Source organism: Paenibacillus sp. EKM301P, from assembly GCF_011800295.1.
Lineage (GTDB): Bacteria > Bacillota > Bacilli > Paenibacillales > Paenibacillaceae > Paenibacillus > Paenibacillus polymyxa.
The window spans coordinates 113,707-140,062 of record NZ_JAALFM010000004.1; the positions used below are offsets into that span (position 1 = coordinate 113,707).

Consider the following 26,356-nt stretch of genomic DNA (forward strand, 5'->3'; position numbering starts at 1 on the left):
ACTATGTTATATGTTGAGCCATAAGCTGATTTGTAATATAGTTATGACTGGACAACCATTCCATCAATATTAAATGAATGCCAAAGTAGGGGGACCCTTGCAATGATTATTAAACCGAAAATTCGTGGTTTCATATGTACGACTGCGCATCCTGCAGGATGTGCGGCTCACGTTAATCGTCAAATCGACTACATCAAAGACAGCACGTCACTACAAGGAGTTAAAAAGGTACTCGTGATCGGAGCATCCACAGGTTATGGACTGGCTTCCCGCATTGCTGCGAGCTTCGGTATGGGAGCGGATACCGTAGGAGTATCCTTTGAACGTCCTGCCTCAGAGGGACGCACGGCTTCGGCAGGCTGGTACAATACAGTGGCCTTTGAAAGAGCAGCCAGAGCGGCTGGCTACATAGCGGAGAGCATTAATGGAGATGCTTTTTCCCATGAAATTAAGCAGGAGACGTTGAAGCTGGTCAAAGAAAAGCTGGGCAAGGTAGACCTGATTGTATATAGTGTCGCCTCACCGCGACGGACACATCCTGATACGGGAGAAACCTTTAATTCCGTTCTCAAGCCCATTGGACAGCCGTTTACGAATAAAACGGTGAATACGAACACAGGTGTTGTGTCGGAAATTACGCTTGAACCAGCAACGCAGGAGGAGATTGATAACACCATCACGGTCATGGGTGGCGAGGATTGGTCCCTGTGGTTAAAAGCGTTGGAAGAAGCCGACCTGCTGGCTGAAGGGGTAACCACACTGGCTTACTCGTATATTGGTCCTGAGATTACGGAGGCTATTTATCGTAAAGGAACCATTGGCCAAGCTAAAAATGATTTGGAAGCCACAGCACATACGTTAACAAAGCAACTGGAGCGTTATCGTGGGAAGGCCTACGTTTCAGTGAATAAAGCTTTGGTTACACAATCCAGTTCGGCTATACCTGTTGTGCCTCTGTATATTTCCTTACTGTTTAAGGTCATGAAAGAAAAGGGACTGCACGAGGGTTGTATTGAGCAGGCGCAACGTCTGTTCGAGGCATTATACAGTGGGTCCACTGTGGAAACAGACGATGAAGGACGCATTCGTCTGGACAACTGGGAAATGAGAGAGGATGTGCAGCAAGCTGTTAAAGCGGCTTGGTCTGAGATCACTACCGAAAACGTATCCGAACTGGGTGATCTTGAGCAATATCGTCTGGATTTCCTTCAATTGTTTGGATTCGGTTTTGATGAAATTGATTATGAATTGGACGTTGATCCAGAAGTTCACACAACTTAGGTGAAAATGTGCTAAACCAAAAACGGGTACTCTCAAGCTGCAAATGGCTTGTGAGGCCCGTTTTTTTATGTATGCAGTCAAATTAAAATGGTCTGGCTTTCAACAGAATTCATTGAGAATTGGACGTAGAAGGCGACTTTCGGTGCAGCAAGCGAAAAACGGCAATGGTAATGATAATCCCTGCAATGCCAAAAACCGTGACAGAAGTCAGTGCACGATAAGCTTGCCAGCCGAACAAAAAAGCAACCCCACTGCCAAACGTTGTACCTGCCAGTAAACCGAGCGCACAGGCAATATCTGTTCCAAATTTCATAATCTTGTTCCTTTCGAATGGTTGAATTGAATCGTAACTTGTACGTTTTTTCTGGACTTGTACCCACACTTGTGCGTACAATTAAATAGTAATCGTTTTCAAACGGAATCTATTATTAGTATGGATCATTCTTGTACAAATTATTCCTTTTTCAGGAGGCTGATGAAATGAATATGAATGAGCAGATTAAGCTGTGGAACGAAGAGGCGCAGGCTAGTAACACTGATCATCCTCACCGAAAGGTTGAATTGTTTATCGAGGTACGGGATGGAGCACTTGAATCCATTGCTTCTTATTTGAATCAACAGAATTATAAGCATGTTACTCTAGTAGAGGATGAGCATACTTCAGCGGCAGCAGGGAAGAAAGTAGCTGAATTAATCCGTGAAGCAGGTTTGACAGTTGATGTAGTTCGGCTGCCTCCGAATGCGGTAGGGGATGTTATTGCTGATGAAACTTATATCATGAAGGTTCTGCTGGGTGTGGCGGATCAAAGTCAGGCTGTGCTTGCTGTAGGGTCAGGTACGATTCATGATCTGGTTCGCTTTGTGTGCTATAAAATGAATCGTCCGTTCTTGTCAGTCCCAACGGCTGCATCTGTAGATGGTTTTACCTCAGCTGGGGCCCCATTAATTGTGGATGGCAGCAAGCAGACGTTCCAAGCCGTTCCGCCGGAGGCGATCTTCGCTGACTTGTCCGTACTGGCAAGTGCCCCTCAAGTGATGACTGCCGCGGGTTTTGGCGATATGCTCGGTAAGTTTACCTCATTAGCGGACTGGCATGTGTCCAGAGATTTGGGAAACGAGCCGTATTCACCTGTAGCTAATCGAATTACCGAGGAGGCTTTACGTGCTTGTGTAGAGCATGTCGATGAGATCGCGACCGGCAGTAAGGCAGGGGTCGAGGTGTTGATGAATGCGCTGATTGCATCCGGTATTTCGATGTTGATGATTGATCATTCCCGTCCTGCCTCAGGGGGAGAACATCATATTTCTCACCGAATTGAAATGGATTTTATTGCAGAGGGGCGCAAGCAAGTTTTGCATGGTGCCAAGGTGGGCGTTGCCTCCGCTTTGCTGTCTGACATGTATAGGGAATTGGCTGCCACTCAGGATGTGGAGGCATTTGAAGTATATCGGACTTTGCCTACATCGGAACAGATGCGTGCATGGCTAGCTCAGGTGGGAGGTCCGTCTACCATTGCCGAGCTGGGGGTTACACAGGAACAACTTGCTCGTGCTTTGCGCACGGCACATACTTTGCGTGATCGCTATACCGGACTCAAGTATATGAATGAACACCAGTTACTTCGTTCGTAATGTGTGTTACACCTACACTAGAGTCCTTTAGATACTCAGTTTAAGCATGAGGAAGTGATTTGTGAGTGGGTTTACGCCTCCGGCAGCTATACAACAATAACCTGCTCTTGTTACATTTGTATGTACAAATGGACGATATGCTATAATCGGAATACGAATAGGTACATGATATGGCAAGTACGGAGGACATTATGGCGCCCAAATATATACAAGTTAAACAGGAGATTTTATCATGGATTCATTCATCTAGACTGGAGCCGCAAAGCCAGCTTCCTTCTGAACATGAAATGTCTGAACAATTTGCAGTTAGTCGGCAAACGGTGCGTCAGGCGCTGGGTGAGCTGGTACAGGAAGGTTGGCTGCTTCGCATACAGGGCAAAGGAACCTTTGTCGCGGTACGGGATCATAAGCAGCCTGAAAATCCAAGGACGATTGGAGTTGTGACAACTTATATATCGGATTATATTTTTCCATCCATTGTACAGGGAATTGAATCCAAGCTAAGCCGGCAGGGCTACAAGCTGCTGCTATCAAGCACAGGCAATGACCCTGAACAAGAACGTCAGTGCTTGGAAATGCTGCTGAGTCAACCACTGAGCGGAATTATTATTGAGCCGACCAAAAGCGGGGAACGTAATCCCAATTTGAACTATTATTTAACCGTGGAGAATCGCCAAATCCCTTATTTAATGATCAATGCGCGTTATGAGGAGATGGATGCACCTTGTTTGCGTTTGGATGATGAAAAGGGTGGTTTTTTGGCGGCAGAGCATTTGATCAAGCTGGGGCACCGGCGATTGGCCGGATTTTTCAAAACCGATGATATGCAAGGAATTCTGCGGATGAAGGGATTTGTAGCCGCTCACCGTAAATATGGAGTGACGTTACATCCAAACGCAGTAACGACGTACCGGACTGAAGAAAAAAATGAGCTTCCGTTACAACGCGCATCACAGCTGTTGGCGATGGAGACAAGGGAACGTCCGACCGGATGGGTGACCTATAATGATGAATTGGCGGTGCGGCTGCTGGATATTGTACGTTCGGCGGGCCTCAGTATTCCCCAGGATCTATCACTGGTTGGGTTTGATGATTCATTTTTGGCGACAGCCACGGAAGTCAAACTTACAACCATTCGGCACCCCAAGGAAGAATTGGGGTTACGTGCCGCCGATACCATGCTATCGATGATTGAAGAAAAGGGATATCGTGAAGAAGAGCGTCAATGGATTATACCCCCAGAGTTAATTGTACGCGAATCCACGGGGCCAGCTTAGGAAATATTTAGTTAATTTTAAGTTGATGGTATGTTACTGGATACACGGAGCAGCCTGTTTTCTGGATTGCAGAAAAGGGGCTGTTTTTCTATACATTTTGAAAATGTGTACATAAATCTATCAAAAAGATATATAAAAAAGGTTGATTAGTTAGTTGTACGTACAAGTGTGCGATGAGAGTGGTGCCAGAAATGAAAGTAAGAAGAGTGACCTATGTATGTTAGAAACATTAAATAAGGACGTTTGGGAGGTCAACTGGCAGCCATGGCTATGGGAGCTGAAGTTGGGGCGGAGGATATGACAATCGCCGAAACAGCGCGTCATATGGCACGTATGCGTGAAGAGAGCTTCAAGCCAATCCCTGAGAACGTGGACATCTATAATAAGCTCTATGAGGAATACAGCCGTCTTCACGACTACTTTGGATGTGGGGGCAACCCGGTTATGAAAAGGCTGAAGGCCACCAAGGCAGAAGCTGGACGTTCAACTGAAGCGGCAAGCACTCATTCCTAAGAAGTTACAAATTATAAGCAAGAAGCATTTAAATTTTACTATCTAAAAAGCACAGTACGCCAGAATCGGCAGACTGTGCTTTTTTGCTTTTATATTCTGTAAATCACATGATGTGAAAGTCTCATTGAATGAAAGATGGTAATGCGTTCCTTTCAAAGACTTTCATGAAAATTTCAATCGTTTCGTTTTAAAGGACATTGTTACTTTTTCAGCATGGCATCAGCAAACAAAATGGATTTTGGAATACGGAAAAACTGTTCCGCCTGATCCTGGAAGGTTTGCGAAGGAACGGTACCCTGATGCAACCATTTCCGAAATGTACCCGGGTGAACGCCAATCCAATGACTGACATCAGTCACCGAAATATCATGTACCATGCACAAACCCGCCAAAATCCGGTTTTTAACTGGAGAACGAGTTACAGTCCGTTTCATGAAACGGGACGGTGATGGTTGACAAATGAGCGGTGAACGCCGGACAACCTCTTCATTAAATAGAATATGGTGCGGATAACCAAGTGTATTACACGTCTTTTCCAGATTAGTGTTGCCGGGAATGCGACCTTCATATACCCACGCGCTGACGCTGCGAGAGGAGATGGAAAGCTCCTCGGCAAGTTGGGACAGTTTAATGTCATTAGCCATCAAAACGGCAAGCAAAACGCGATTGCGTACTTGACAGCGTGTTGGTTTGCGAAAACGTTTGACACGCACGCCTTTTCCCAAATATTTGCGATTGATCAGAGACCACGCCTGAATGGAATGTTTGTCTTGTTGTTTAGGCATATACCCTCCGATTTTTTTTAAACACATACTACTATACCCGAAGGGGGCTTTGCAAGTGACTCTTCTCCTGATTTTCTTTTAATCCCATGGGCTTAACCGGTTTATGGAAAATAAGGTCCATTTGGCCTATAAAAATGGAAGTTTAAGGTGTCGATATATTAAAATGTGACATTTTTTATGGAAATGGAGGTAATATGTTCTTCTCTTATGATTGTAAGGTTGTACAGAGAGAACAGTGGGTTTTTACAGCCCAACATGCAATTTTTTGACGAGAAAAAGGGAGGTTATACAGCTAGATGATTTGTGAAAAGGAAATGGTATGGTAAATGTAATTAAGATCGGAGTTAAGGTTCTCTCTAAGGATGAAACGACTGGCGAGATAGCTTATAAAGAGGTTATGGCTACGCTCAATTACGAAGCGGATTAGATTTACAAAATTCATTTGAGCGGTCAGATGATTGAATCTACCGATAGCCATCTGTTTTGGGGGGATAGGACAAGGGATGGACGTTTGTTAAAAATTTCAAGGTTGAGACTTGCTTATTCAGAGTGACGGGAATGCACTTAAGAAAGACAGTATTAAATTATTACACAAGCAGGCAACGGTTTACAACATGACAGTCGATAGTTCCAAACGCACCTCGTAAGCGACCTTAGTATTTGGTGCACAGTATAGGTACGTGTGGAATATTAATAGTGGTAATTCAACAAACATATAATAAAATTCTAAAAAAATATACAAGAAAAAGCGGATACAGCTTTTAAGCAATTTCAAGGAGAATCCGGACCATCCAAGTCTGAATTTCGAGTATCTAGATGGTGCCCCAAATGGTAGAAAGTATGTGTCTGCCTGAGTTTATGGTTCTTACCGGGCTTATAGTAATTTGAGAACGGTATAATTGAGTGACTTGGAATGATCAACACGACTACAAGACCGACCTTAGGGAATTAAATGCTGCTTATTAAGTTTAAAGAGGAGTCTTATGGGATGGAAACATATTATTCTAGAGGCAAATTGTTTCTATGAAGATAATGAAGAGAATCATGATTCAAAATGTTGTAAGGGAAATATAGGTGTTCATTGTTTAACTTACAACCAAGATGGTCACCAAATTTGTCCCAATCTGGTTTTTGGTAAAAGTAGGACATCTGTTATTGCAATAGATAAAGATGGTAATGCTGCAGACTCTTCTACGTTCTGGACGGACGAAAAATTAAGCCCTGAAGAATGGGTGAGAAGAGAAGAAGAATGGCTAGATGAGAAGAGAAGGCTAATGAATATGAATGGTAAGTAACAGCATTTAAAAAAGTTTGGGCAAGAGAAAGACTTTGAAAATATACCATTCTCAAGGTCTTTACTTTTACCCCCACCAAATGCCCAATGAATCGGGCGGTATACTACGAAAGATCCGCATGAAGATCCTCTTATATGCCTCTACCACATGTATGAGGTTGATAATTATATCTCTTTATCACATCACTAACCTCTAATATTTGGGTCCATAACACTAACTGTGTGCAAGCATGGATTATAAGAGATACTTGTATTGGTCTTCAGAATACATTCGGTAAAGAAGCTGCTAATTAATTCTCAAATGTAATGAAAAAATGGATCTGCTGACTTTATATTTATTGAACAAGAAGGCTTTATTATTAAAAAAGATGGAAGGGTTTTTGAAAATGATGGAAGGACTATTAACACTCAATTTTCCAATACAAATGAATTACTTGCTAAGTAGCATATTAAACTGATAAGTTGGGACTCTACCCCACCAATCAAGGATAATTTTCCTGATGCCAAATAATAAGGAAAAACGCGTGTATATGATGTCATTATCAAAGCTGCAAAGGACGACTATACGAGTAACTTAAAACAAAATTATAAAGCACTTGAAATTCCTTATGGTGATTTCAGGTGCTTTTATTTGTGTTCGTATAATTCTATAAATCTAGTAACATAACTATGACATTTGAGGTATATAGCTTCTACACAGGAGGAGGCATACAATCCATTCCACTTTTATTCTTCTAAATACGGTCGATTTATTCACAACTTTGTAACTTATTTGGTAAGATGGATTGCGAGATTGTTTTCAAATTGTTTTACTATATTTACCTACTATAGTCTGGTAATCTATTAATATGTATAGGGGGCCAAAAGACGTCCGGTTCAGTCGGTCGAGATGCGTTTATGTTCTATATGTTGAGTGAATGTCTATATTGCCATGTCTATATCGTCATGTCTGTATAACTTCATAGACAAGCTAGAGATAGCTCCCGCACATTATAAAATACAGCACAGGATGGTGTAATGATGAAGCTTTTAAAAGTAAAATGGATGGCTGTATGCTTGATGGCAATCTGTTGTTTGGGGTTGCTGGGTATACATACGAATACAGCGAGTGCACAAGCGAAGGCTCCTTTACTTGGGGTCAATGATGTGTTGCTAGATTCGAATACAATTAAGCCCGTAATGGAAAATGATAAGTTGTATGTTCCTATCGTGACACTGGGGCAAAAGATGGGCATTTCTACTTCGGCCAATGGAAATACATTGGTGCTGACTGGGCATAATCGCAGCTTTACGCTGGATTTGAACAAGGGTGATGTGTTTGAACGTGGAGGACGTACGATGGTGCCAATCCGCACTTTGACCGATGCGTTTGGCTTCACTATTACGATTCCTACGAGTAATGTGTATCGAATTCAGAATGCAAACGCTAGTTTGTCTGATGCTCAGTTCTTGAATACATTTGCGGCAGAAATTAAACAGTATGCAGCTGTTAAGCCAGGCAAAACTAGCAATACAGGCAGCACGGGAAATGCCAAGCCTTCCAGCCGTACAATCTATTTGAGCTTTGATGATGGTCCAACGGCGCACACGTCGCAGCTGCTGGATATTCTGGACAAATATAATGCCAAGGCTACGTTCTTCATGTTGGGACCTGAAATTCGTCAACATAGCGCAGTGATGAAGAGAATGGTAGACGCAGGGCATGGTTTGGGCCTGCATGGGATGACACACCAGGTGAAAAAGATCTATGCATCCCCGGCAGCAGCACTGGCAGAGATGAATCAGGATAATGAGATTTTATTTAAGGCCACAGGGAAACGCACTTCTTTGATTCGTACACCTTATGGCAGCAAACCCTATTTGAAGAAAGCATACCGTGATCAACTGACGGGTGCAGGCTATCATATTTGGGACTGGAACATAGATTCCAATGATTGGCGTTATACTAAAAATCCGCAGCATTTTGTACAGACGGTCCTCAGTGATATTAAGAGACTGAAAAAGCAAGGTAGAACACCAGTCGTTCTTATGCATGATAAGCCATCTACGATCAAGGTGCTTCCACAAATCATGGCGGCCTTGCAGAAAGAAGGATATTCGTTCGAGCCGTTGAATGATAACCTGACTCCGCTTAATTTTTGGAACGATCACCGTTAATAGAATAAACTTGAAAGGAAAGCAGGCTGCCCTACTTCAATTTTTTGAGAGGGGGTAGCCTGTTTTTTTATATAAACGATAAGCAGAAACCAAGCGTCATGGATAAAGTAGATGCACAATTGTTATATTCCCTCAAAAAATAAGTAAGGCACCTTTATCGCTCCTTTATAGGGGCTTTGAAGGTGCTTTTATTGTATTGCTCGGAAATGGTGAATTTCACAGCTTGTTTTATATGAATCTATGAATTGATATCTATGCACAGGTCATATGACTTTACGGGTGACGACGTCGCTGCATATATTACAATAACCGCCCCGAGAGGAGGAGCAGGTATGAATATTAATCCGAGTATGTTTAGTATGATTTGTGCCACCGCAGGAGCCATTATTACGTTTGCCTTTGGCGGCTGGAATCAGCTTATGGTGCTATTCACGGTTGCCATGGCTGTTGATTATGTAACTGGAGTCGCTGCTGCCGTGAAGACTGGACAAGGGTTAAGCAGTAAAGCTGGCTTTTGGGGGTTGGCGAGAAAGGCTTTAATGCTCATGGTGATTTCTTTGGCGCATCATATGGATCTTCTGATGGGTACGGAAATCATGAAGGGGGCGGCAACGTATTTTTATTTATCCAACGAATTGATCTCGATTACGGAAAACTGTTCACGAATGGGTCTGCCGCTGCCACCGAAGCTTAAGAATTTTTTTGCCCTACTAAAGGACAAGGAGTCTGATGGTAAAAATGGTGGAAAAGATCGCTAAGATTACAAAGTTTCTTTCCGTATGTGGGGCGTTATGATAAAATTTTCAAGAGAACATTTTTAAGATAAGGAGCCTATACGCATGATTAAACATATTGTTTTGTTCAAATTGAAAGACCGCTCCCCTGAAAGCATTGAACATACGGCATCTATTTTGCGCAGCATGACTGGCAAGATCAAGGAGCTGCTGTCACTTGAAGTAGGTACGGATGTGATTCGTTCGGAACGTTCTTATGATATTTCCCTTACCGCTGTGGTAGAAACACTGGAAGACTTGCAAACGTATCAGGTACACCCTGTTCATCAGGAAATTATTGTACACATGAATGAAGTGAAGGATGTATCTATCGCAGTTGATTATGAAATCTAAAGCGGTTACTGGAGGTGCAGAACTTTGTATTATGTCAACCGGGAACAAATTGAGCTTCGACTAGGGGCTGTTCCCGACATTGTCGACGGCCTTCGCCAGACATCCGCCGCCTGGAAAGGCGATCTGTTGCAGGGGCTAGTGCAGGAGCGGTGTCTTCATCTGGCCATTGAGACGGTAACGGACGTAGGGAGCTATATCATCGACGGTTTTATTATGCGTGACGCCAGTAGCTATGAGGACATTATCGGTATCATTCATGAGGAAGGTGTATTGGATGATACCGTATTTCATTCACTATTAGAGCTGGTAGCCTTGCGCAAACCCTTAGTACAGGAGTATTTTCATTGGGACCGGACAAGCCTTCACCCACTCACACCTAAGCTGCCTGGGTTGCTGGAGCTTTTTGTATCTAGCGTGCACGATTATTTAAATAAGGAATTGGGTCCTGAGGGAGTGTAAAGGCAAAAGTGACGGATAAGTATATCGTACCCGAAATGCCCACTAGGCGCATGATCTTGACACTATTGAAAACCCAGGGACCTGTGGGCGTCGGAAGCTTGGCAGCTCAATTGGGCATTACCGAAATGGGGGTGCGCAGGCATCTCAAATTAATGGAGCAGGATGGTCTGATTGTGGCTACGATCCTGAGACAGGCGATGGGACGTCCGACGTTTTTGTACAGCCTGAGCGATCAGGGAAGCGAGCAGTTTCCTCGTAATTATGATCATCTATTACTGGAACTGTTAGAGGAGCTGGATGAAGAGCAGGGAATGGAAGCTGTACACTCGTTATTTGATGGTAGAAAACGTAAAATGATGAAGCGCTACGCCCCTCACATCGAGAGTGAGTCTACACTAGCTTCACGTGTAGAAAAGCTTTCGGGCATCCAGAACGCTTCAGGTTATATGGCAGAGTGGCGTGAGGAAGAGGATGGAAGTTACTCTATTATGGAGTACAATTGTCCTATCTCTCAGATTGCCAATCGTTACCGTAAGGCTTGTGAGTGCGAACAGCAAATGTTTGAGGAGCTGCTTGATGCCGAGGTTGTCCGTGAGGATTGTTTGGCGGATGGAGGCCGTTGCTGCTTGTATCGTATCCGCTCCAAAAATAAGTAGAAATTTTTCTGGCTTGTTCTCTGTATCATGACAGGCTCTCCATGCTTATAATGCATTAACAGATGGGCATTCGCCCGGGCACAAGGGAGAGATGAATATGAAGGAGAACTACAAAAGCTTTATCCGTGGCGCGTTGGCAGGCAGCATTGCTGGTTCGGTTGCTGCGTTGTTATTTGCTCCTAAGTCAGGTCGCGAGCTGCGTCAGGATATTACAGACCAGGCACGTCACGTGAGTGACAAGGGGCAGGAGCTTGTAGGGAAAATATCAGACACCTCCATGGAGTATACTGACAAAATTAAGGAAACAGCCTCAGCCGTCATTCACGAAATAGGTCAATGGCGTAAAAAGAGTAATATTGTTCCAGAGGTTAGCATTTCATCCGTGCCTGATCAAGAGAATAAGGAAGAGGATGCTTTGTAACTGTCCGTATGTCGTAGGTGAAACAACTGGCTATAGCTTGAGTTTGTGGCTTCTCCCGTTGGGGTGAAGCCTTTTTGTTGATCGCTTCCTCGTTTTAGGGTAATCTTTGGGGGTACCTTTTACGCTAATACGACATAAGTTATGTAGCAACGGATAGATTTCTGAGATGAAACAACTCATATTTAAACAAAAAAAGGAAGCGGTGTGTACGTGCAGCAAGCGATTGCAATATTGGATTCCGGTGTAGGAGGTTTGACGGTTGTTAAAGAAGTCATGCGTCAGCTTCCGCGGGAAAAAATCATTTATTTTGGAGACACTGCGCGCACCCCGTACGGTCCCCGGCCATCGGAAGAGGTTAAAAAATTTACAGAGCAAATGGTTGATTTTCTGATTCAGTTTAATCCGAAAGTCATTATTATTGCTTGTAACACAGCAACGGCTGCGGCATTAGAGTATATAAGCCAAAAGGTATCCATTCCGGTGATCGGAGTTATCCACCCTGGGGCTCGTGCTGCGATCAGTGCGACCGCTACCGGGTATGTCGGGGTGATTGGAACTGTCGGTACGATTCGAAGCGGAGCATATACAGCTGCGCTCAAGCAGTTGTCTCCCTATGTAGACGTGGTGAGCCACGCTTGCCCTGCGCTTGTGCCTTTGGTGGAACAAGGGTTGTTCCGCTCCAAAACGACATCGCAGGTTGTGGAGGAATCATTGAGACCTATTCAAACGTATCCGATTGATTGTCTGATTCTTGGTTGTACGCATTATCCTTTTTTGAAGGAAACGATTCAGGAAGTCATGGGTCCTGCGGTGAAGCTCATTAGCTCGGCAGATGAAACAGCGCGCGAGACAAGTACCATTTTGTATAACAAGGGCAAATTGGAGGCCGGGGACGAAACGCCAGTGCATCAGCTTTTTTGTTCCGGCGATCCAGAGTTGTTCCAGCGCATTGCCGCACAGTGGCTTGGGGAGCAGATTCGGCAAACGCCTGTTGTCTGGCAAGTCACTCATCTGGATTAACGAGACAACCAACTTTTTTGTCATTGGACAAAAGAAGTTGGTTGTTTTGCTTTTCGCTACATCAAGACACGCAGCGTCTGCATAACATGCAGTAAGGCAGATGGAAGGGGCGTAGTAAGATGAGGGAATATATCGTTCAAAAAGGAGATACATTGCACCGGGTCGCCTCGGCTTTTAAACTATCGGCGGATACTTTGATCGCAGATAATCCGTGGGCCGCCACGCAACCCTATCTGATTTGTGGTCAATTGCTATATATTCGTCCGTCTACGGATCGTAAATACGTTATTCAGTCTGGGGAGAATGCAAGACAGATTGCCAAACAGTTCGGTGTAGAGCTTGATGAGCTGCGGCTCGCTAATTCGGGACTTGCGGAGCATAACTTCGTGGAAGGAAAGATAATTATCATTCCTGAAGACCATCGGGATCAGATTGTACGGTTACGTGGAGAGTATAGCTATGAAGATTTAATGGAAGACCTGAAGGCATTGGTCCACAGATTTCCGTTTATTGAAGTTGGCAGCATTGGCACCAGTGTCATGGGGAAGGATATCCCTTATATACGGATTGGGCAGGGTACGAGGAAAATTCATGCCAACGCTTCTGTACATGCTAACGAATGGTTGACGACACCTTGTTTGCTGCGTTTTATAGAACAATATGCACGAGGGATTGATGGGGCTGAAGGACGGGATGCTGAGCAACTTCACGATGAATGGGGGAAACCGACAGGAAATCCATGGGTGTATGGAGGCTCTCCGCAGGATTTAATGGAGCATACATCCTTATGGGTGGTACCAATGGTCAATCCAGATGGAGTGGAGCTGGTGCAACAGGGTGTACTCCCAACTCATCCGCTGTATCATGAACTCAGAAAATGGAATGAAGGACGTGCTGATTTTCGTGGCTGGAAGGCCAATATTCGCGGTGTTGACCTCAACGATCAGTTTCCGGCGTATTGGGAGGAGGAGGTGCGCAGACGCGGTAAAACAGGTCCGTCTCGACGAGACTATGCAGGACCTGCACCTTTGTCTGAGCCAGAGTCCAAGGCCCTTGCCGATCTAACGGAGCGCGAACAGTTCGACATGGTATTGTCCATACACAGCCAGGGACAGGAAATCTATTGGAATTATCGGGATCTAGAGCCTAAGGAGAGCCGAGATTGGGCATTGCAGCTGGCTGCCGCAACAGGGTATCGGGCGGTAAAGCTGGGGGGAAGCGATGCAGGGTATAAGGATTGGTTTATACAACGGTTTGGTAAACCGGGATTTACCGTTGAAGTTGGTCTGGGCGTAAATCCGCTGCCTATGCGTGATTATGAGGATATTGCAGCAGAAGTTGGCATGTTAATGGCGACGGTGCTGTCATGGTAACAGATCGGACCTGCTGAAACGTATTGCATCATTTGCGCGTATTAGGAGGAGCACGTTTTTTACACGTGTTCCTCTTTACTTGTCCCTTCCATAGGGTATATATACTTAGGAGCATTGGAAATGGAGTGAACAACCTATGAAGTGGAAAAAACTACTATCTCTCCGTCAGTGGTCACATGTATTTCGTCGTATTCCCCGATTGATTACCTCTTCGAGGATTCCTTTGGGTGAAAAATTACTTTTTGCGGTGCCTGTATTGCTCTATTGGATACTGCCTGATGTCATGCCTTTTATGCCCATCGATGACATTGGTGTGACGTTATTGCTTATGAATTGGTTCGTCACCCGTGCTGAACGAAAATATCCTAATGTGATTGAAAAACAGCACGTACGTGTTCGATAGATGTAAACTTATGATTTTCATGATTGCGATTTTTTGCGATTTTCTTTACAATAGGAATATTGCCTTGTGCTATGCTGCACAACTTCTTTTCATCAAGGAGAGGGGCTATTTATTAGAATTGTTGATTTTAACCGCTAGGTTGTGTGGTGTGGATATGTATCCATTGAACCACATTTCATTTAATGAATATGAAGGAGATGAAGTTTAATGAACTGCAAAATTACTCGTAATGCAGCTAAAGTATTGAAGCTTGAATTGGATAAAGAAGAGAACCAAGGGAAGAGTCTGCGCGTTGTTATTACTCATGCTCATGGAGATCATGCTCATTACGGGCTAGATTTGGACACGCCTAAGGAAACAGATACTGTTGTATCTACAGATAAAGGCATTGATGTAATTTTGGAAAGCGGTCAGCCGTTGCTGGATGGTGTGAAAATTGATTACTTGTACTTCCCCGAAGAAGGATTTGTTATTACTAACCCTTCCCAAGGTAATCACGGCGACCACTAAGCCGGAGTTCGGAGGGATGACAGATGGCCAATGATATTCGCGTATGTGATGAGTGCAATCATATCCGCTTAAAAACGATCTTGCCTAAGTTGAAAAAGATGGCACCCGATGCCGAGATCAAGATCGGTTGCAAATCGTATTGCGGTCCTTGTGGAAAACGGGCGTTTGTGTATGTAAATGGACGTTATGTGAGTGCGGCCACAGAGGATGAAGTATTAGAGAAGGCTGCACGCTTTATAAAATAGTTAGAGTGCGCAGCGTTTTATCTTTTGAATAGTTCCCCTCCTTCTGATCCATGCTAATGGATGTAGACCATGCCCAGAAGGAGGAGTGAATCATGGCCCAATATGATTCCAATCTCGACAATCACAGTGTCGAGGCTCAAACACAAAACTCGGTGGACAAGCTCCATAATGCCGTGTCTCAGGCATTGTCACATCCGGCTGAGCAACTGATTGAGCAGGCGGAGCAATCTCGCACTCATGCAGAGCATGCTATACAGCAGGCAAAGGATAGCCTTGGTGACGATGCAGTAGAAGTTGCTGAGGAAATGCTTGGTGAAGAGGTACAACGTCTTGATCAGGCTAAAAAGACGCTGCGTTCCTGAATAATTTTAATGGTAACGAGCGTAGTCCAATGACTGTCAATACAAAAATCCCGATCCACAGCCCTAACAAGCTGATGGATCGGGATTTTTGTTATTTCTTGGCTTCAGTCTCCCATTCGCGAATAAGATCATATGTGATGACCTGATCGGATATGTTCAATCGATTGAGAGCCTCAGTATAGCCCGGCCCGCAGGCATTCACATCTGTAGGTTGACCTGTACTCAGATTGTAACAGGTTCCCTTGGAGAATGTACCATCCTCAGATGGAATGTAATACACTCGTCCATCCGTGAAAGCACCAGTACGCAGCACAACCATACGAGGCTTTCCGCTAAACAAATCATTACCCATAAAATGATATGGTTTTGTAGAAATCCCAAGTAGATGCATTACAGAAGGCGTTAGATCTAGCTGTCCTGCCGGTTCTGTATACGTGCCCGCCTGACTTCCGTCAGGAAGATGCACAAGTAATGGCACCTGATTCATGATTTTCTGCATGTCCAGATCTGTAAGTGGCTTGCCTAAAAACTTTTCATATAGTGCTTTGTCTTTAATGGAATTGTCGTGATCCCCGTAGAACATCAGGATCGTATTATCCCACAATCCGTCTTTCTTCATCTGATCTACCAATTCACCCAAAGCCTCATCCACATAATGGACGGATTTCAGATAGTCTCCGAACATCGTACCTTCAAATTCACCAACATCCAAATCTACAGCGTCAGGTGACAGGTTGTACGGATGATGGCTGGAAATACCGACCATATAGGCGTAGAACGGCTGCTTCACTTCGGTTGTGAGATCGTTGAGCGTTTGTCTAAAAAAGGATTTGTCTCCCAGGGACCAGCCGAGGGGCTCATCTATTTTAAAATCCTTTTTACTGTAGAACTTGTCATAGTTCATCGCCTTATACATTGTGTAACGGTTCCAGAAGCTGCTGTCGTACACGTGAAACGCATTAGGACTATAACCTGTATCCTTCAAGATGGAAGGCAACGTATCGAATTTATGGTCCGCATAACGGATAAATACAGAACCCGTAGGGAGCGGATGCAGCGAAGCGTGGGTAGAGAAGTCTGCGTCCGATGTACGACCCTGTGCAGTTTGATGGAAATAATTATTGAAATACATACTTTCTTTCGTCAGTTTGTCAAAGTTAGGCGTAATTGCTTGACCGTTGATCTGTTTGCCGATAAAAAAGTTCATGAACGCTTCAGCTTGGATGACCATCACATTTTTGCCCTTATACTTGCCGTAGAGGTCATTTTTTACCTGAAGTAATTTCTGGTGTTGATTGAACCATTCTTTATCTTTATCGGATTCCACCTGAGCCAATGTAGGCTGTGGCCCAAGATGGTCCTGACCGTAGCGGTAGATATCATATCCATGAAATCCGATCAATCCGGTTACGTTGTACAAGGCCATTGACCACCAGTTGCCGACAAATATGCCGGTTGCCCAAGTAGAGGTATATATTTTAATCGGTCCAAATGTCAAAACATAGCCAATCAGGAAAGCCAATGCCCCCTTGGAGAAGCGAAACAGAAATTTTTTTGTGAAAGAGCTTCGTGATGCTTCCAAGTAATGATCATTCGTTGTAAACCGACGCCGTAACGAAGCCACGAATATGACATACGGAATGAATAAAATCCAGTCTGCAAAAAAGAAAATATCCCACCAGTACATAAGGGATGCGATGCTTCCACCCAGAGAATCAACTTGTCCAGCTTGAAGCAAAACGGGAATCGTAATGAAATCCTGGAAATACCGATAATAAACCATGTCGGAATAAATGAGCGCGGTGAGCAATATATCGAGCACCACAAGAGCAATCAAACGTCCGCGACGTGGCAGCCACAAGGTCCAGAAGCTTACAAGCAACAGCGACCCAATAGCAATGACATAATCCAGCGGATTCATGTCGATATTTTGGGCATGCAGGTTATAGTGAATCAGTACAAGCTTGCCAATCATAAGTACAAAAAACAGAACTAAACCGAAATATTGAGACAGCAGCAGTCTGCTGAACATGTTACCAGTGCGTCTTGCACTGGTCGTGCGAATAACCAACACTTTACCCCCTCCGGCAGAAATGTTCGGCTAGTATAAACTACACATTAACGTAATGTTAAAACCGAAATGCCTTTAATTATTATAGCGCTCATCCTGCGCATTTCAATGATTAAGTAAAGAAACACGGCACAAATGAGGCCAGGACAACGAACAAAGGGTTCGTTTCCTGGCCTATAGCTCGAACATTTAGGACTGCAACGGCGAAGTATCTTTGCGGCGCGGAGGCAGAGGACCCAGATACTGATAGTATTGGCATTCAATTCGGCCGTTAAACAGCTTACGGCGCTTGTCGGCTTTGCGGCCCCAATAATGCTCAAATTGCTTGGTGGAGCTGATGGCAAAGAAGGACCAAGTCTTCATTTCGGCTGCCGTGCGTGCAAGTGTACGGATCAGCTTTTCCACCTCGGCTTGCTCGCTCAGTCTTTCGCCGTAAGGTGGATTTGTAATCATCACACCATACTGGCCCTCAAGCCTAACCTTGCTGGCAGGCAGTACCTTTAGTGAGATGTCTTTAGCAAAGCCTGCTGCTTTTACAGCTGCTTCAGCAACTTGTATAGCGCTAGGGTCGATATCGCTACCTGCAATCTCAAAAGGAATGTCATCACGAGTCAGATCCATCGCCTCGTCGCGAGCCTGATTCCATAATTCTCTGCCAATGACAGGCCAGTCTTCCGAGTTAAAGGTACGTCTCAGGCCTGGAGCAATGTTCCAGGCTTGCATAGCAGCTTCGACCAATAAAGTACCGGAACCGCAGCATGGGTCATAGAAGGGTCGATCCGGGCTCCAGCGACTAAGCTGAATAAGAGCGGAAGCCATTGTTTCTTTGAGAGGCGCCTCTGTAACAAGCTTGCGGTAGCCTCGTTTGTGAAGTCCTGGACCAGTTGTGTCCAGCGTTATCAGCGCACGGTCATTCAATAGGATGACCTCAATGACGTAACGAGGACCATCTTCAGCAAACCAGTCTGTATGGTAGGTTTCCTTGAGCTTTTCTACAATCGCCTTCTTGACGATTCCTTGACTGGCTGGTACGCTACTAAGCTGTGATTTGTGTGAACGTCCCTCTACAGGAAATTCACCATCTACAGGAATCCAATCCTGCCAAGGCAATGCTTTGGTACCCTCGAACAGCTCGTCGAAGGTAGTAGCAGCAAATTCGCCCATTTTAATAAGAACGCGGTCAGATGTGCGAAGCCACAGGTTGCATCGGCATATATCCTTATAATCTCCGGAAAAAACGACGCGGCCATTCTCGACGGTCAGATCCGTGTACCCCAGTTCTCTGAGTTCTCGGGCCACAACGGCTTCCAGTCCCATCGGCGCAGTTGCAATTAGTTGCAGTTGAGTCATTAAACGTATTCACTCCGTCTCATAATCATGTAAGCTTGGTTCAATCCCTATAGTATAGGTCATTGTACTCGAAGAGACAAATCGTTAAGGCAAATAATTTACGAAGGACACCGCGTCCAACCTGCGTTATGATAAAGCAAGAAGGAGAGATGAAACGTGGAAATCACACCTAATATGACACCTGAACAATATGTAGACCAGCTGGTACAGGAAGATGAAGCGCTGCGCAACATTAGGGAGGCTATTGTTAAAGAAGGGATGCCGGAGGTATCGGTTGCTCATCCCTATGGAAAGTTGTTGACCTTTCTCATTGAAGTCTCTGGTGCACAGCAGGTACTGGAGATCGGAGCATTAGGAGGATACAGTGGATTATGCCTAGCCCGTGGGCTGGGAGAGAAAGGTCGCATCGTGTCTCTGGAGCTAAAAGAGGCGTATGCAGCGCTGGCTCATCAACATCTGAAAAACAATGGCTACGGTGATCGTGTCGAGTATCGTATTGGACCCGCAGTGGACAGCCTGAAGAAGCTTCAGGAAGAAGGAAAGACTTTTGATTTTTTCTTCATTGATGCGGATAAGGAAAATTACCCAGTGTATCTAGAGTATGCGATTGCACTGGCCAATCCAGGCGCTATAATTGCCGGAGATAACTGTTTTCTTCGGGGACGGACACTGAACACAGACAAGAACGGACCTGCCGTGCAGGCCGTGAGACGTTTTAACGAAACGATAGCGACGGATACACGACTAGTCAGTACGCTTTTGCCAGCTTATGATGGATTGGCATTGGCACGAGTGAAGTAACGGGCGTCCCTAAGTGAAGCTATACCAAAAGAACCTCCTTATCCACAGTAACGTGGAGCGGAGGTTCTTGTCTGTTAAGGCAGGCTGTCCTACCTGAAGATTGTCTTACCTGAAATGAGGCGTAGCCTTACGATCAAAAAGCTTCATACGTACCCAGATGATATTGACGATCAGCAGCACACCAGACATAATGAACAGTCCTTCGATGCCGATAAATCCGGAAAGCACTCCGCCAATGACCGCACCCAGCATATTCCCGAGCGCCAGCGAACTGGTATTGAATCCGAAAGAGCGGCTTTCCATTCCTTCAGGTGTATAGGTGCGAATCAGCGCATTTACGCTTGGTAGCAGACCGCCCATAAACACACCCATGAAAAAACGGATAATGACAAGCTGCCATACTTCATTGACAAAAGCTTGCGGAATGAGCATAACTGCCGTTCCAAGCAGTGCGATTGTCAAGATCTTGTGTGCTCCTATTTTGTCACTTAATCGTCCAAGGAGCGGTGCGGCTACCATATTGGATACGCCTGTAATAGCGGTAACGAATCCGGCAACCAGTGCAATTCCTTCTGCCGAGCCATATAGCTTTTGCACATACAAAGGTAGCAGAGAAACGGTACTGATCATAGCAAACTGGAGTAAGAACGTTACGGTGAACAAAGCCGGAAGCTGGGGCGTATGGCTTAGCTCCTTTAATCCGGCAAGAACCGAAATTTGTGGAATTCGTGCGGCTTCCGCTTTGCTGAAATTTTCTTTAACCAAAAACATTGCCATTAGAGAGGCTAGGAAAATAAGAGCTCCTGTAATGTAAAAGATCGGTCTGAATCCCACCCAGTCAGCCAAAAATCCACCTAGCAAAGGGCCGAGAATCGTGCCAGCCATTTGACCGGATTGCATAATTCCCATAGCAAATCCGGTTCGCTCTTTGGGAGTGGTACCCGACACTAGGGAAATAGAAGCCGGGTTGAAACCCGAAATTGTACCGTTTAGCAGGCGAAGCGCCAGCAGTTGCCATGGGTGGGTGACCAAACCCATACACCCGATGACCAGAGCCATACCAAAGCCTGAGCGAAGCAGCATGACTTTACGTCCATATCGGTCGGCCAGCTTGCCCCATAATGGCTGAAATATAAACGAGGTCAAAAAGTTAGCTGCAAAAATAACTCCTGCCCACAGTCCTATATCGTGCTCGCCCTTCACATGGAGGTCTTGAGCCAAATACAGGGCAAGGAACGGAGTAATCATTGTAATTCCCGCATTGACCAGAAACTGACCGAACCAAAGCACAATGAGATTGATTTTCCACGTCTCCCACGTTTTCAATGTGCTTTCACTTCCTTTCTGCCATTCTCATCCTGTTGTAAAGGTACTTATTCATGTATAACTTACCCGGAGCTTTAAAAAAGCCATTTCTCTAGTATAGCACACTTCATTGAAACTTTATCCAAATGTCATGGGTTTGTCATGGTTTGTTTGAGAGCGGCGGTTGTTACGACTCTTGAAAAAGGGCATAATAAAATATAGTATTTATGATTCGAACTGGAGGCTGAAGTCATGACCTACAATGATACTTTTATCCGCGCTTGCCGCAAGCAAGCTGTGGATCATATTCCCGTATGGTACATGCGGCAGGCCGGAAGGTATGACCCGGAGTATCGCAAAATTAAGGAAAAATATACGCTGCTTGAAATTTGTCGCCAGCCCGAGTTGGCCGCAGAAGTGACGTTGATGCCCGTCCGCAAGCTTGGGGTGGACGCTGCAATTTTATATTCTGATATTATGAATCCGGTAGCCTCGCTAGGGGTTGATTTTGATATTGTCAAAAATATTGGCCCGGTTATTGATAATCCGATCCGGTCAGCTGCAGACGTAGACAACTTGCGTCCGATTGATGTAGAACGCGATTTGGGTCATATTTTGGAAACCATCCGTATTTTAGACCGTGAGTTGAACGTGCCATTGATCACGTTTGCTGGAGCGCCTTTTACTATTGCAAGCTATTTAATAGAAGGAAGACCCTCCAAGGGATATATTCGCACCAAAGCGATGATGTATGGAGAGCCTGAACTATGGCATCGTTTGATGGATAAGCTAGGGGATATGGTTATTACATACGTGCGGGCCCATATCGCTAACGGCGGTAAGGCTTTTCAATTGTTTGATAGCTGGGTAGGTGCACTCTCGCCTTATGATTTTCAAACTTTTGTGTTGCCGACCATTGTACGTATTTTCCATGAGTTATCTGATCTGAATGTGCCTAAAATTTATTTTCCAGGCGTAAGCTCCGGTGAATTGCTTCCGCATTTGAGCGGGGTAAAAGCCGATGTGATTGGACTGGACTGGCGGGTAAGTATACCTGAAGGCCGTCGCCGCTTGGGTAACAATTTTGGAGTACAGGGGAATTTGGACCCTTATGTACTTACTGCGCCGATGAATGTGATCAAGCAGTATGCAAAAACCATTGTAGATGAAGGCATACTGGAGCCGGGCTACATTTTTAATCTTGGTCACGGCTTATTTCCTGAAGCCTCGCTAGATAAGCTAAGAGAGCTTACCGATTATGTACATGAGTATTCTCGCTCTGTTTTGTCAAAGAACTAAATACAACTAGAAAAGATAAGAGGGATCTGCCAATGAAAACCAAAGTGGGTGTACTGGTCATGTCCTACGGGACGCCGGAGAGTCTGGACCAAGTTGAAGCGTATTATACACATATTCGCCGTGGTCATGCTCCCTCACCGGAGCAGTTGAAAGAATTAAAAGATCGCTACGAAGCCATTGTGGGCGGCGTGTTTCCGTTGCGTCAGAATACAGATCGACAGGTTCACAACCTGCAGGAAACCTTAAACCAGGAAAATCGCAACCCGGACATAGAATTTGTCTGTTATCAGGGGCTCAAACACGCCAAGCCGTTTATTGAGGACGGTGTCGAAGCGATGGTGCAAGATGGCATTCGTACGGCGGTGGGTGTCGTGCTGGCTCCGCATTATTCCGTTATGAGTGTAGGCTCTTACATCAAGCGTGCACAGGCTAAGGCACAGGAACTGGATCTGGCCATATCCTTTGTGGAGAGCTATTATCTTCATCCAAAGCTAATCAAGACGCTGACTGAGCGTGTGAATGCGAAACTGGCGCTTTTTGAAGAAGCGGGAGCCAAGCGGGACGAAGTTCGTGTTCTGTTCAGTGCGCACAGCTTGCCTGAGCGGATTTTGGCTATGGGTGATCCTTATGTGGAGCAATTAATGGCTACTTCGCAGGCTGTTGCGGATAAGGCGGGAATTACCAACTGGCAGTTTACGTGGCAAAGTGCCGGCCGTACAGCAGAACCATGGCTAGGACCAGATATTTTGGATACCATGCACAGTCTGAAGGAAGAGCAAGTGGAGTATGTGCTGGCTGCTCCAGTCGGCTTTGTTTCTGATCACTTAGAGGTGTTATACGACCTGGATATTGAAGCACAGGCATTGGCAAAGGAACTGGATATGCGTTTTCAGCGTATTGATTCACTCAACAGTGACCCACTGTATATGGAGACGCTTAGTGATGTCATCATAGACCAATGGAAAAAGGGATGAGGACATAATGGAGCAAAAGGTACGTAATATTGTAATTGTAGGCGGAGGCTTGACCGGGCTTAGCACTGCTTTTTATACACGGAAAATGTACAAAGAAGCTGGCTACACACCTCGAATTACGCTGGTGGAGAAAGCTTCTGTGCTGGGCGGAAAAATTGAAACATTGCATAAAGATGGTTTTGTCATTGAAAAGGGGCCAGATTCCTTTTTGGCCCGGAAAACGGCTATGATAGATCTGGCAAAAGAGTTGGAGCTGGATCATGAGCTTGTAAGCACGAACCCTGAGGCTAAAAAGACATATATTTTGCATGAAGGTCGGCTTCATCCGATGCCTCCTGGGCTGGTGCTGGGCATTCCAACAGAGCTGAAACCCTTTTTACGCAGCGGCTTGATCTCTTTAGGTGGAAAAATGCGGGCTATGATGGATTTTGTCATTCCGCCTCGTCGTGAACCGGGAGATGAGGCGCTGGGTGATTTTATTGAACGCCGACTGGGCAAAGAAGTGCTGGAGAATGTAACCGAGCCACTGCTGGCGGGAATCTATGCTGCCAACATGAAGACGCTAAGTCTGCAGGCTACTTTTCCACAGTTTGCTGAGGTGGAGCAGCAATATGGAAGCCTCATTCACGGAATGATGACAGGTCGAAAACCTGCTGAAACGCATACAGGTACCAAGAAAAGCGCTTTTTTGACCTTCCGTCAAGGCTTGCAAAGTTTGGTGCATGCATTGCTGAATGATTTGTATGACTGTGATTTACGCACCGGAATTGCTGTTACCGAATTCACAAAGACGACTGAAAATGAAGGAAGTTCCTATCGCGTTATGTTGGACAATGGAGAGACGCTGGAGGCAGACGATATTTTTGTAACGACTCCTAACTTCGCTGCTGCGCCGCTACTGCGAGATCATGTAAATGTGACTGCACTGGAAGCTGTAAAATATGTATCCGTAGCGAACGTAGTCATGGCCTTTGATAAAACAGATATTGAAAACGTCTTTGACGGCTCCGGTTTCCTGGTTCCTCGCAAGGAAGGACGTAGCGTGACTGCATGTACGTGGACGTCCGCCAAATGGCTACATACCAGCCCGGACGATAAGGTACTGTTGCGTTGTTATGTAGGGCGAGCAGGTGCTGAAGAAACAGTAGAATTACCGGATAATGAGCTGATTGCGGTGGTACGCAAGGATTTGAAAGAGATGATGGGAGTTACAGCAACTCCGCTATTCACAGAAATTACGCGTCTTCGTCATTCCATGCCGCAATATCCGGTGGGGCACCCACAGGCTATAGCTGATCTGCGGGAAGAGCTGCGCAGTGCGATGCCAGGGGTGTACGTTTTAGGCGCTGGCTATGATGCGATCGGTTTGCCGGACTGTATCCGTCAGGCCAAGGAATGGGCTTCCCATGCTGTTCAAGCGGCACAGCAGGAAGCCGTTAAGGTACAGGTATAAATGTTCGATTATGAACCCTTCGCGATCCAGGCGAGGGGTTCTATTTATATAGAAATTTGATATATAATGGAGAAGGTGTAAAATTCGCCAGCTAATAAGGAATTTATGCATATGTAGTAGCATAGAAGGAGTGAAGAATGTACCCTCCCAGGTCACAGAGAAATGAAGGTCGAAAGAAAGCAAGAAAACCAAAAATAGGCAAGGCTTGGATCATTACGAATCTAGTCTTGCTGCTAATGATCGTAGGTCTTTCCGGTTATTATTACATATTTGAACGCGATAGTAGTGATTCTCTTGCGGAAAACGCCCAGTATTCGCAAACTGAAAAGAACATCCAAACGGGGGCTGCTAATGATGATGAGTACCCTACTCCCTCAGGAAGTGAAGAAGTTAATGAAACGAAGGAATCAACCGTTCCAGACACAAGCAGTTCTCCCGTGACAACGCCCGACACCAATGCCTCCGAAGGCAGCTCTTCAGGAGCAAAATCATCTTCGGAGAAAGACAGGCAAGCACAGGAGAATTCGCCAAAGAAGGATGCAAACAACGATGATGGCAATTCTCCAGCCGTTACACTTCACTTCATAGGGGATGTGCAGTTCTCTGGTAAAGTTGAGCAGAGGTTGGAGCAGAATGGGTTTGATTTTCCATACCAATATCTCGGGAGCTTGTTCCATAAAGACGATCTAACGATTGCCAATCTGGAAACACCGGTGACCACTAATGGCGTTGGAGCGTTAAATAAAACGTATGTGTATAAATCTTCGCCCAAGGCGCTAACTGCAATGGCAGCGGCAGGGATCGATGCTGTAAATTTGGCCAACAATCATATTTTGGATCAGGGGACAAGCGGATTACTGGATACACTGAACTATTTGGATGAAAAGGGTATAGCCCATGCTGGAGCTGGACGCAATGCCAAAGAAGCGTATGCGCCGCATTATTTTGAACGTAACGGGATTAAAATTGCGTTGTTGGGGGCTACACGTGTCATGCCTGAAGCCAACTGGAATGCAGGTGCCCAGCAGCCCGGTGTAGCGGGGGCTTATGATTCGACCGCTATCGTAAAGTCCATTCGTGAGGCACGAAATCAGGCTGATTTGGTGATTGTGGTTGCCCATTGGGGCAAGGAGCGAGCCACTGCACTTGAGCCCCATCAAACTGAGTTATCTCACGCTTTTATTGACGCTGGGGCTGATCTTGTCGTTGGCGGTCATCCTCATGTGCTACAAGGGATGGAGCAATATAAAGGCAAATGGATTGCATACAGCACAGGCAATTTTATTTTTTCTAAATCAACGGTGCCAGTCACCTGGGATACAGCGATATTTCAGGCCACCTGTACCCGGAACGGGGACTGTAAGATGAAGCTGACCCCTTACCGAGCGGACCTGGGTCAACCGATTCCATTGAAGGATGCGGAGGCCAGCAAAATTTTGCAAAAAGTAGCGGCACTGTCACCAAGCAATGTCTCGATAGGTGTGGATGGTACGGTAAGCGTTCAGTAGCAGTAAGAAAGAAATTGTTAATATGGACATGGACGGAACGATCGTATGAGCGACTCCTTTGTGAATGGAGGTCATAACGG

At 45.3% G+C, this 26,356-nt stretch carries 27 protein-coding genes; 22 read left to right on the forward strand and 5 right to left on the reverse strand.

Features of this window, described 5'->3' with window-relative positions:
- Positions 1-102: 102 nt before the first annotated feature.
- Positions 103-1,281: an enoyl-ACP reductase FabV gene (fabV, locus tag HFD99_RS11915; protein WP_123797064.1), complete on the forward strand. Its 1,179-nt coding sequence runs from the start codon at positions 103-105 to the stop codon at positions 1,279-1,281.
- A gap of 109 nt (positions 1,282-1,390) precedes the next feature.
- On the opposite strand, the gene HFD99_RS11920 is transcribed toward fabV, so the two are convergent.
- A complete protein-coding gene (locus HFD99_RS11920) occupies positions 1,391-1,594 on the reverse strand; it encodes a hypothetical protein (protein ID WP_123797066.1) in 204 nt (67 codons plus the stop codon).
- 167 nt (positions 1,595-1,761) lie between these two features.
- On the opposite strand from HFD99_RS11920, the gene HFD99_RS11925 reads away from it, so the two are divergent.
- The 3 genes from HFD99_RS11925 to HFD99_RS11935 all read left to right on the forward strand — a co-directional run bounded on the left by HFD99_RS11925 (position 1,762) and on the right by HFD99_RS11935 (position 4,703).
- Positions 1,762-2,913 carry a sn-glycerol-1-phosphate dehydrogenase gene (locus HFD99_RS11925; RefSeq protein ID WP_123797067.1) on the forward strand — a complete coding sequence of 384 codons (1,152 nt, stop codon included), beginning with the start codon at positions 1,762-1,764 and terminating at the stop codon, positions 2,911-2,913.
- Between the two features lie 191 nt (positions 2,914-3,104).
- Entirely contained in the window at positions 3,105-4,190 is a 1,086-nt protein-coding gene (locus tag HFD99_RS11930) for a GntR family transcriptional regulator (RefSeq protein WP_123797069.1), read from the forward strand.
- A gap of 264 nt (positions 4,191-4,454) precedes the next feature.
- Positions 4,455-4,703, forward strand: a complete 249-nt coding sequence (locus tag HFD99_RS11935; protein ID WP_225164868.1) for a hypothetical protein — start codon at positions 4,455-4,457, stop codon at positions 4,701-4,703.
- A gap of 200 nt (positions 4,704-4,903) precedes the next feature.
- Here the strand turns inward: HFD99_RS11935 and HFD99_RS11940 are convergent, their stop codons facing one another.
- Entirely contained in the window at positions 4,904-5,488 is a 585-nt protein-coding gene (locus HFD99_RS11940; protein WP_013370447.1) for a helix-turn-helix domain-containing protein, read from the reverse strand.
- 983 nt (positions 5,489-6,471) lie between these two features.
- Between HFD99_RS11940 and HFD99_RS11945 the strand changes: the two genes are divergently transcribed.
- The 13 genes from HFD99_RS11945 (at position 6,472) to HFD99_RS12005 (ending at position 15,515) form a co-directional block, all read left to right on the forward strand.
- Positions 6,472-6,783 (forward strand): hypothetical protein, encoded by a 312-nt coding sequence (locus tag HFD99_RS11945; RefSeq protein ID WP_025364546.1) that lies wholly within the window; start codon positions 6,472-6,474, stop codon positions 6,781-6,783.
- Between the two features lie 1,019 nt (positions 6,784-7,802).
- Positions 7,803-8,939, forward strand: a complete 1,137-nt coding sequence (locus tag HFD99_RS11950) for a polysaccharide deacetylase (RefSeq protein WP_102997815.1) — start codon at positions 7,803-7,805, stop codon at positions 8,937-8,939.
- 332 nt (positions 8,940-9,271) lie between these two features.
- Positions 9,272-9,697: a phage holin family protein gene (locus HFD99_RS11955; protein ID WP_016819695.1), complete on the forward strand. Its 426-nt coding sequence runs from the start codon at positions 9,272-9,274 to the stop codon at positions 9,695-9,697.
- A gap of 81 nt (positions 9,698-9,778) precedes the next feature.
- Positions 9,779-10,066 (forward strand): Dabb family protein, encoded by a 288-nt coding sequence (locus HFD99_RS11960; protein ID WP_017425864.1) that lies wholly within the window; start codon positions 9,779-9,781, stop codon positions 10,064-10,066.
- Between the two features lie 24 nt (positions 10,067-10,090).
- Positions 10,091-10,525: a DUF86 domain-containing protein gene (locus HFD99_RS11965; protein WP_102997816.1), complete on the forward strand. Its 435-nt coding sequence runs from the start codon at positions 10,091-10,093 to the stop codon at positions 10,523-10,525.
- 8 nt (positions 10,526-10,533) lie between these two features.
- Entirely contained in the window at positions 10,534-11,181 is a 648-nt protein-coding gene (locus tag HFD99_RS11970) for a helix-turn-helix transcriptional regulator (RefSeq protein WP_016819697.1), read from the forward strand.
- A 97-nt stretch (positions 11,182-11,278) separates the two neighbouring features.
- Positions 11,279-11,602: a YtxH domain-containing protein gene (locus HFD99_RS11975; RefSeq protein WP_017425863.1), complete on the forward strand. Its 324-nt coding sequence runs from the start codon at positions 11,279-11,281 to the stop codon at positions 11,600-11,602.
- Between the two features lie 210 nt (positions 11,603-11,812).
- The gene (gene racE, locus HFD99_RS11980; protein WP_016819699.1) at positions 11,813-12,622 is read left to right on the forward strand and encodes a glutamate racemase; all 810 of its coding nucleotides are present in this window, start codon (positions 11,813-11,815) and stop codon (positions 12,620-12,622) included.
- A 119-nt stretch (positions 12,623-12,741) separates the two neighbouring features.
- Entirely contained in the window at positions 12,742-13,995 is a 1,254-nt protein-coding gene (locus HFD99_RS11985) for a M14 family metallopeptidase (RefSeq protein ID WP_016819700.1), read from the forward strand.
- A 136-nt stretch (positions 13,996-14,131) separates the two neighbouring features.
- The gene (locus HFD99_RS11990) at positions 14,132-14,398 is read left to right on the forward strand and encodes a hypothetical protein (RefSeq protein WP_016819701.1); all 267 of its coding nucleotides are present in this window, start codon (positions 14,132-14,134) and stop codon (positions 14,396-14,398) included.
- 207 nt (positions 14,399-14,605) lie between these two features.
- On the forward strand, positions 14,606-14,908 hold the full coding sequence (locus HFD99_RS11995; RefSeq protein ID WP_013370462.1) for a heme biosynthesis protein HemY: 303 nt from the start codon (positions 14,606-14,608) through the stop codon (positions 14,906-14,908).
- A 23-nt stretch (positions 14,909-14,931) separates the two neighbouring features.
- Positions 14,932-15,153 (forward strand): DUF1450 domain-containing protein, encoded by a 222-nt coding sequence (locus HFD99_RS12000; RefSeq protein WP_013370463.1) that lies wholly within the window; start codon positions 14,932-14,934, stop codon positions 15,151-15,153.
- A gap of 92 nt (positions 15,154-15,245) precedes the next feature.
- Positions 15,246-15,515 carry a hypothetical protein gene (locus tag HFD99_RS12005; protein WP_013370464.1) on the forward strand — a complete coding sequence of 90 codons (270 nt, stop codon included), beginning with the start codon at positions 15,246-15,248 and terminating at the stop codon, positions 15,513-15,515.
- 91 nt (positions 15,516-15,606) lie between these two features.
- On the opposite strand, the gene HFD99_RS12010 is transcribed toward HFD99_RS12005, so the two are convergent.
- Positions 15,607-17,589 (reverse strand): LTA synthase family protein, encoded by a 1,983-nt coding sequence (locus tag HFD99_RS12010; protein WP_019686893.1) that lies wholly within the window; start codon positions 17,587-17,589, stop codon positions 15,607-15,609.
- Positions 17,590-17,775: 186 nt separating this feature from the next.
- On the reverse strand, positions 17,776-18,936 hold the full coding sequence (locus tag HFD99_RS12015) for a THUMP domain-containing class I SAM-dependent RNA methyltransferase (RefSeq protein ID WP_013370466.1): 1,161 nt from the start codon (positions 18,934-18,936) through the stop codon (positions 17,776-17,778).
- A 156-nt stretch (positions 18,937-19,092) separates the two neighbouring features.
- Here HFD99_RS12015 and HFD99_RS12020 point away from each other — a divergent pair, with 156 nt between their 5' ends.
- Positions 19,093-19,737, forward strand: a complete 645-nt coding sequence (locus tag HFD99_RS12020; protein ID WP_016819706.1) for an O-methyltransferase — start codon at positions 19,093-19,095, stop codon at positions 19,735-19,737.
- Positions 19,738-19,842: 105 nt separating this feature from the next.
- Here the strand turns inward: HFD99_RS12020 and HFD99_RS12025 are convergent, their stop codons facing one another.
- Positions 19,843-21,063: an MFS transporter gene (locus HFD99_RS12025; RefSeq protein WP_016819707.1), complete on the reverse strand. Its 1,221-nt coding sequence runs from the start codon at positions 21,061-21,063 to the stop codon at positions 19,843-19,845.
- Positions 21,064-21,294: 231 nt separating this feature from the next.
- Here HFD99_RS12025 and hemE point away from each other — a divergent pair, with 231 nt between their 5' ends.
- The 4 genes from hemE (at position 21,295) to HFD99_RS12045 (ending at position 26,276) form a co-directional block, all read left to right on the forward strand.
- A complete protein-coding gene (gene hemE / locus HFD99_RS12030; RefSeq protein WP_025364552.1) occupies positions 21,295-22,341 on the forward strand; it encodes a uroporphyrinogen decarboxylase in 1,047 nt (348 codons plus the stop codon).
- A 32-nt stretch (positions 22,342-22,373) separates the two neighbouring features.
- Positions 22,374-23,315, forward strand: a complete 942-nt coding sequence (gene hemH, locus HFD99_RS12035; protein WP_016819709.1) for a ferrochelatase — start codon at positions 22,374-22,376, stop codon at positions 23,313-23,315.
- A gap of 7 nt (positions 23,316-23,322) precedes the next feature.
- On the forward strand, positions 23,323-24,768 hold the full coding sequence (gene hemY / locus HFD99_RS12040; RefSeq protein WP_039276996.1) for a protoporphyrinogen oxidase: 1,446 nt from the start codon (positions 23,323-23,325) through the stop codon (positions 24,766-24,768).
- 137 nt (positions 24,769-24,905) lie between these two features.
- A complete protein-coding gene (locus tag HFD99_RS12045) occupies positions 24,906-26,276 on the forward strand; it encodes a CapA family protein (RefSeq protein ID WP_090887384.1) in 1,371 nt (456 codons plus the stop codon).
- The last annotated feature ends 80 nt before the right edge of the window (positions 26,277-26,356 follow it).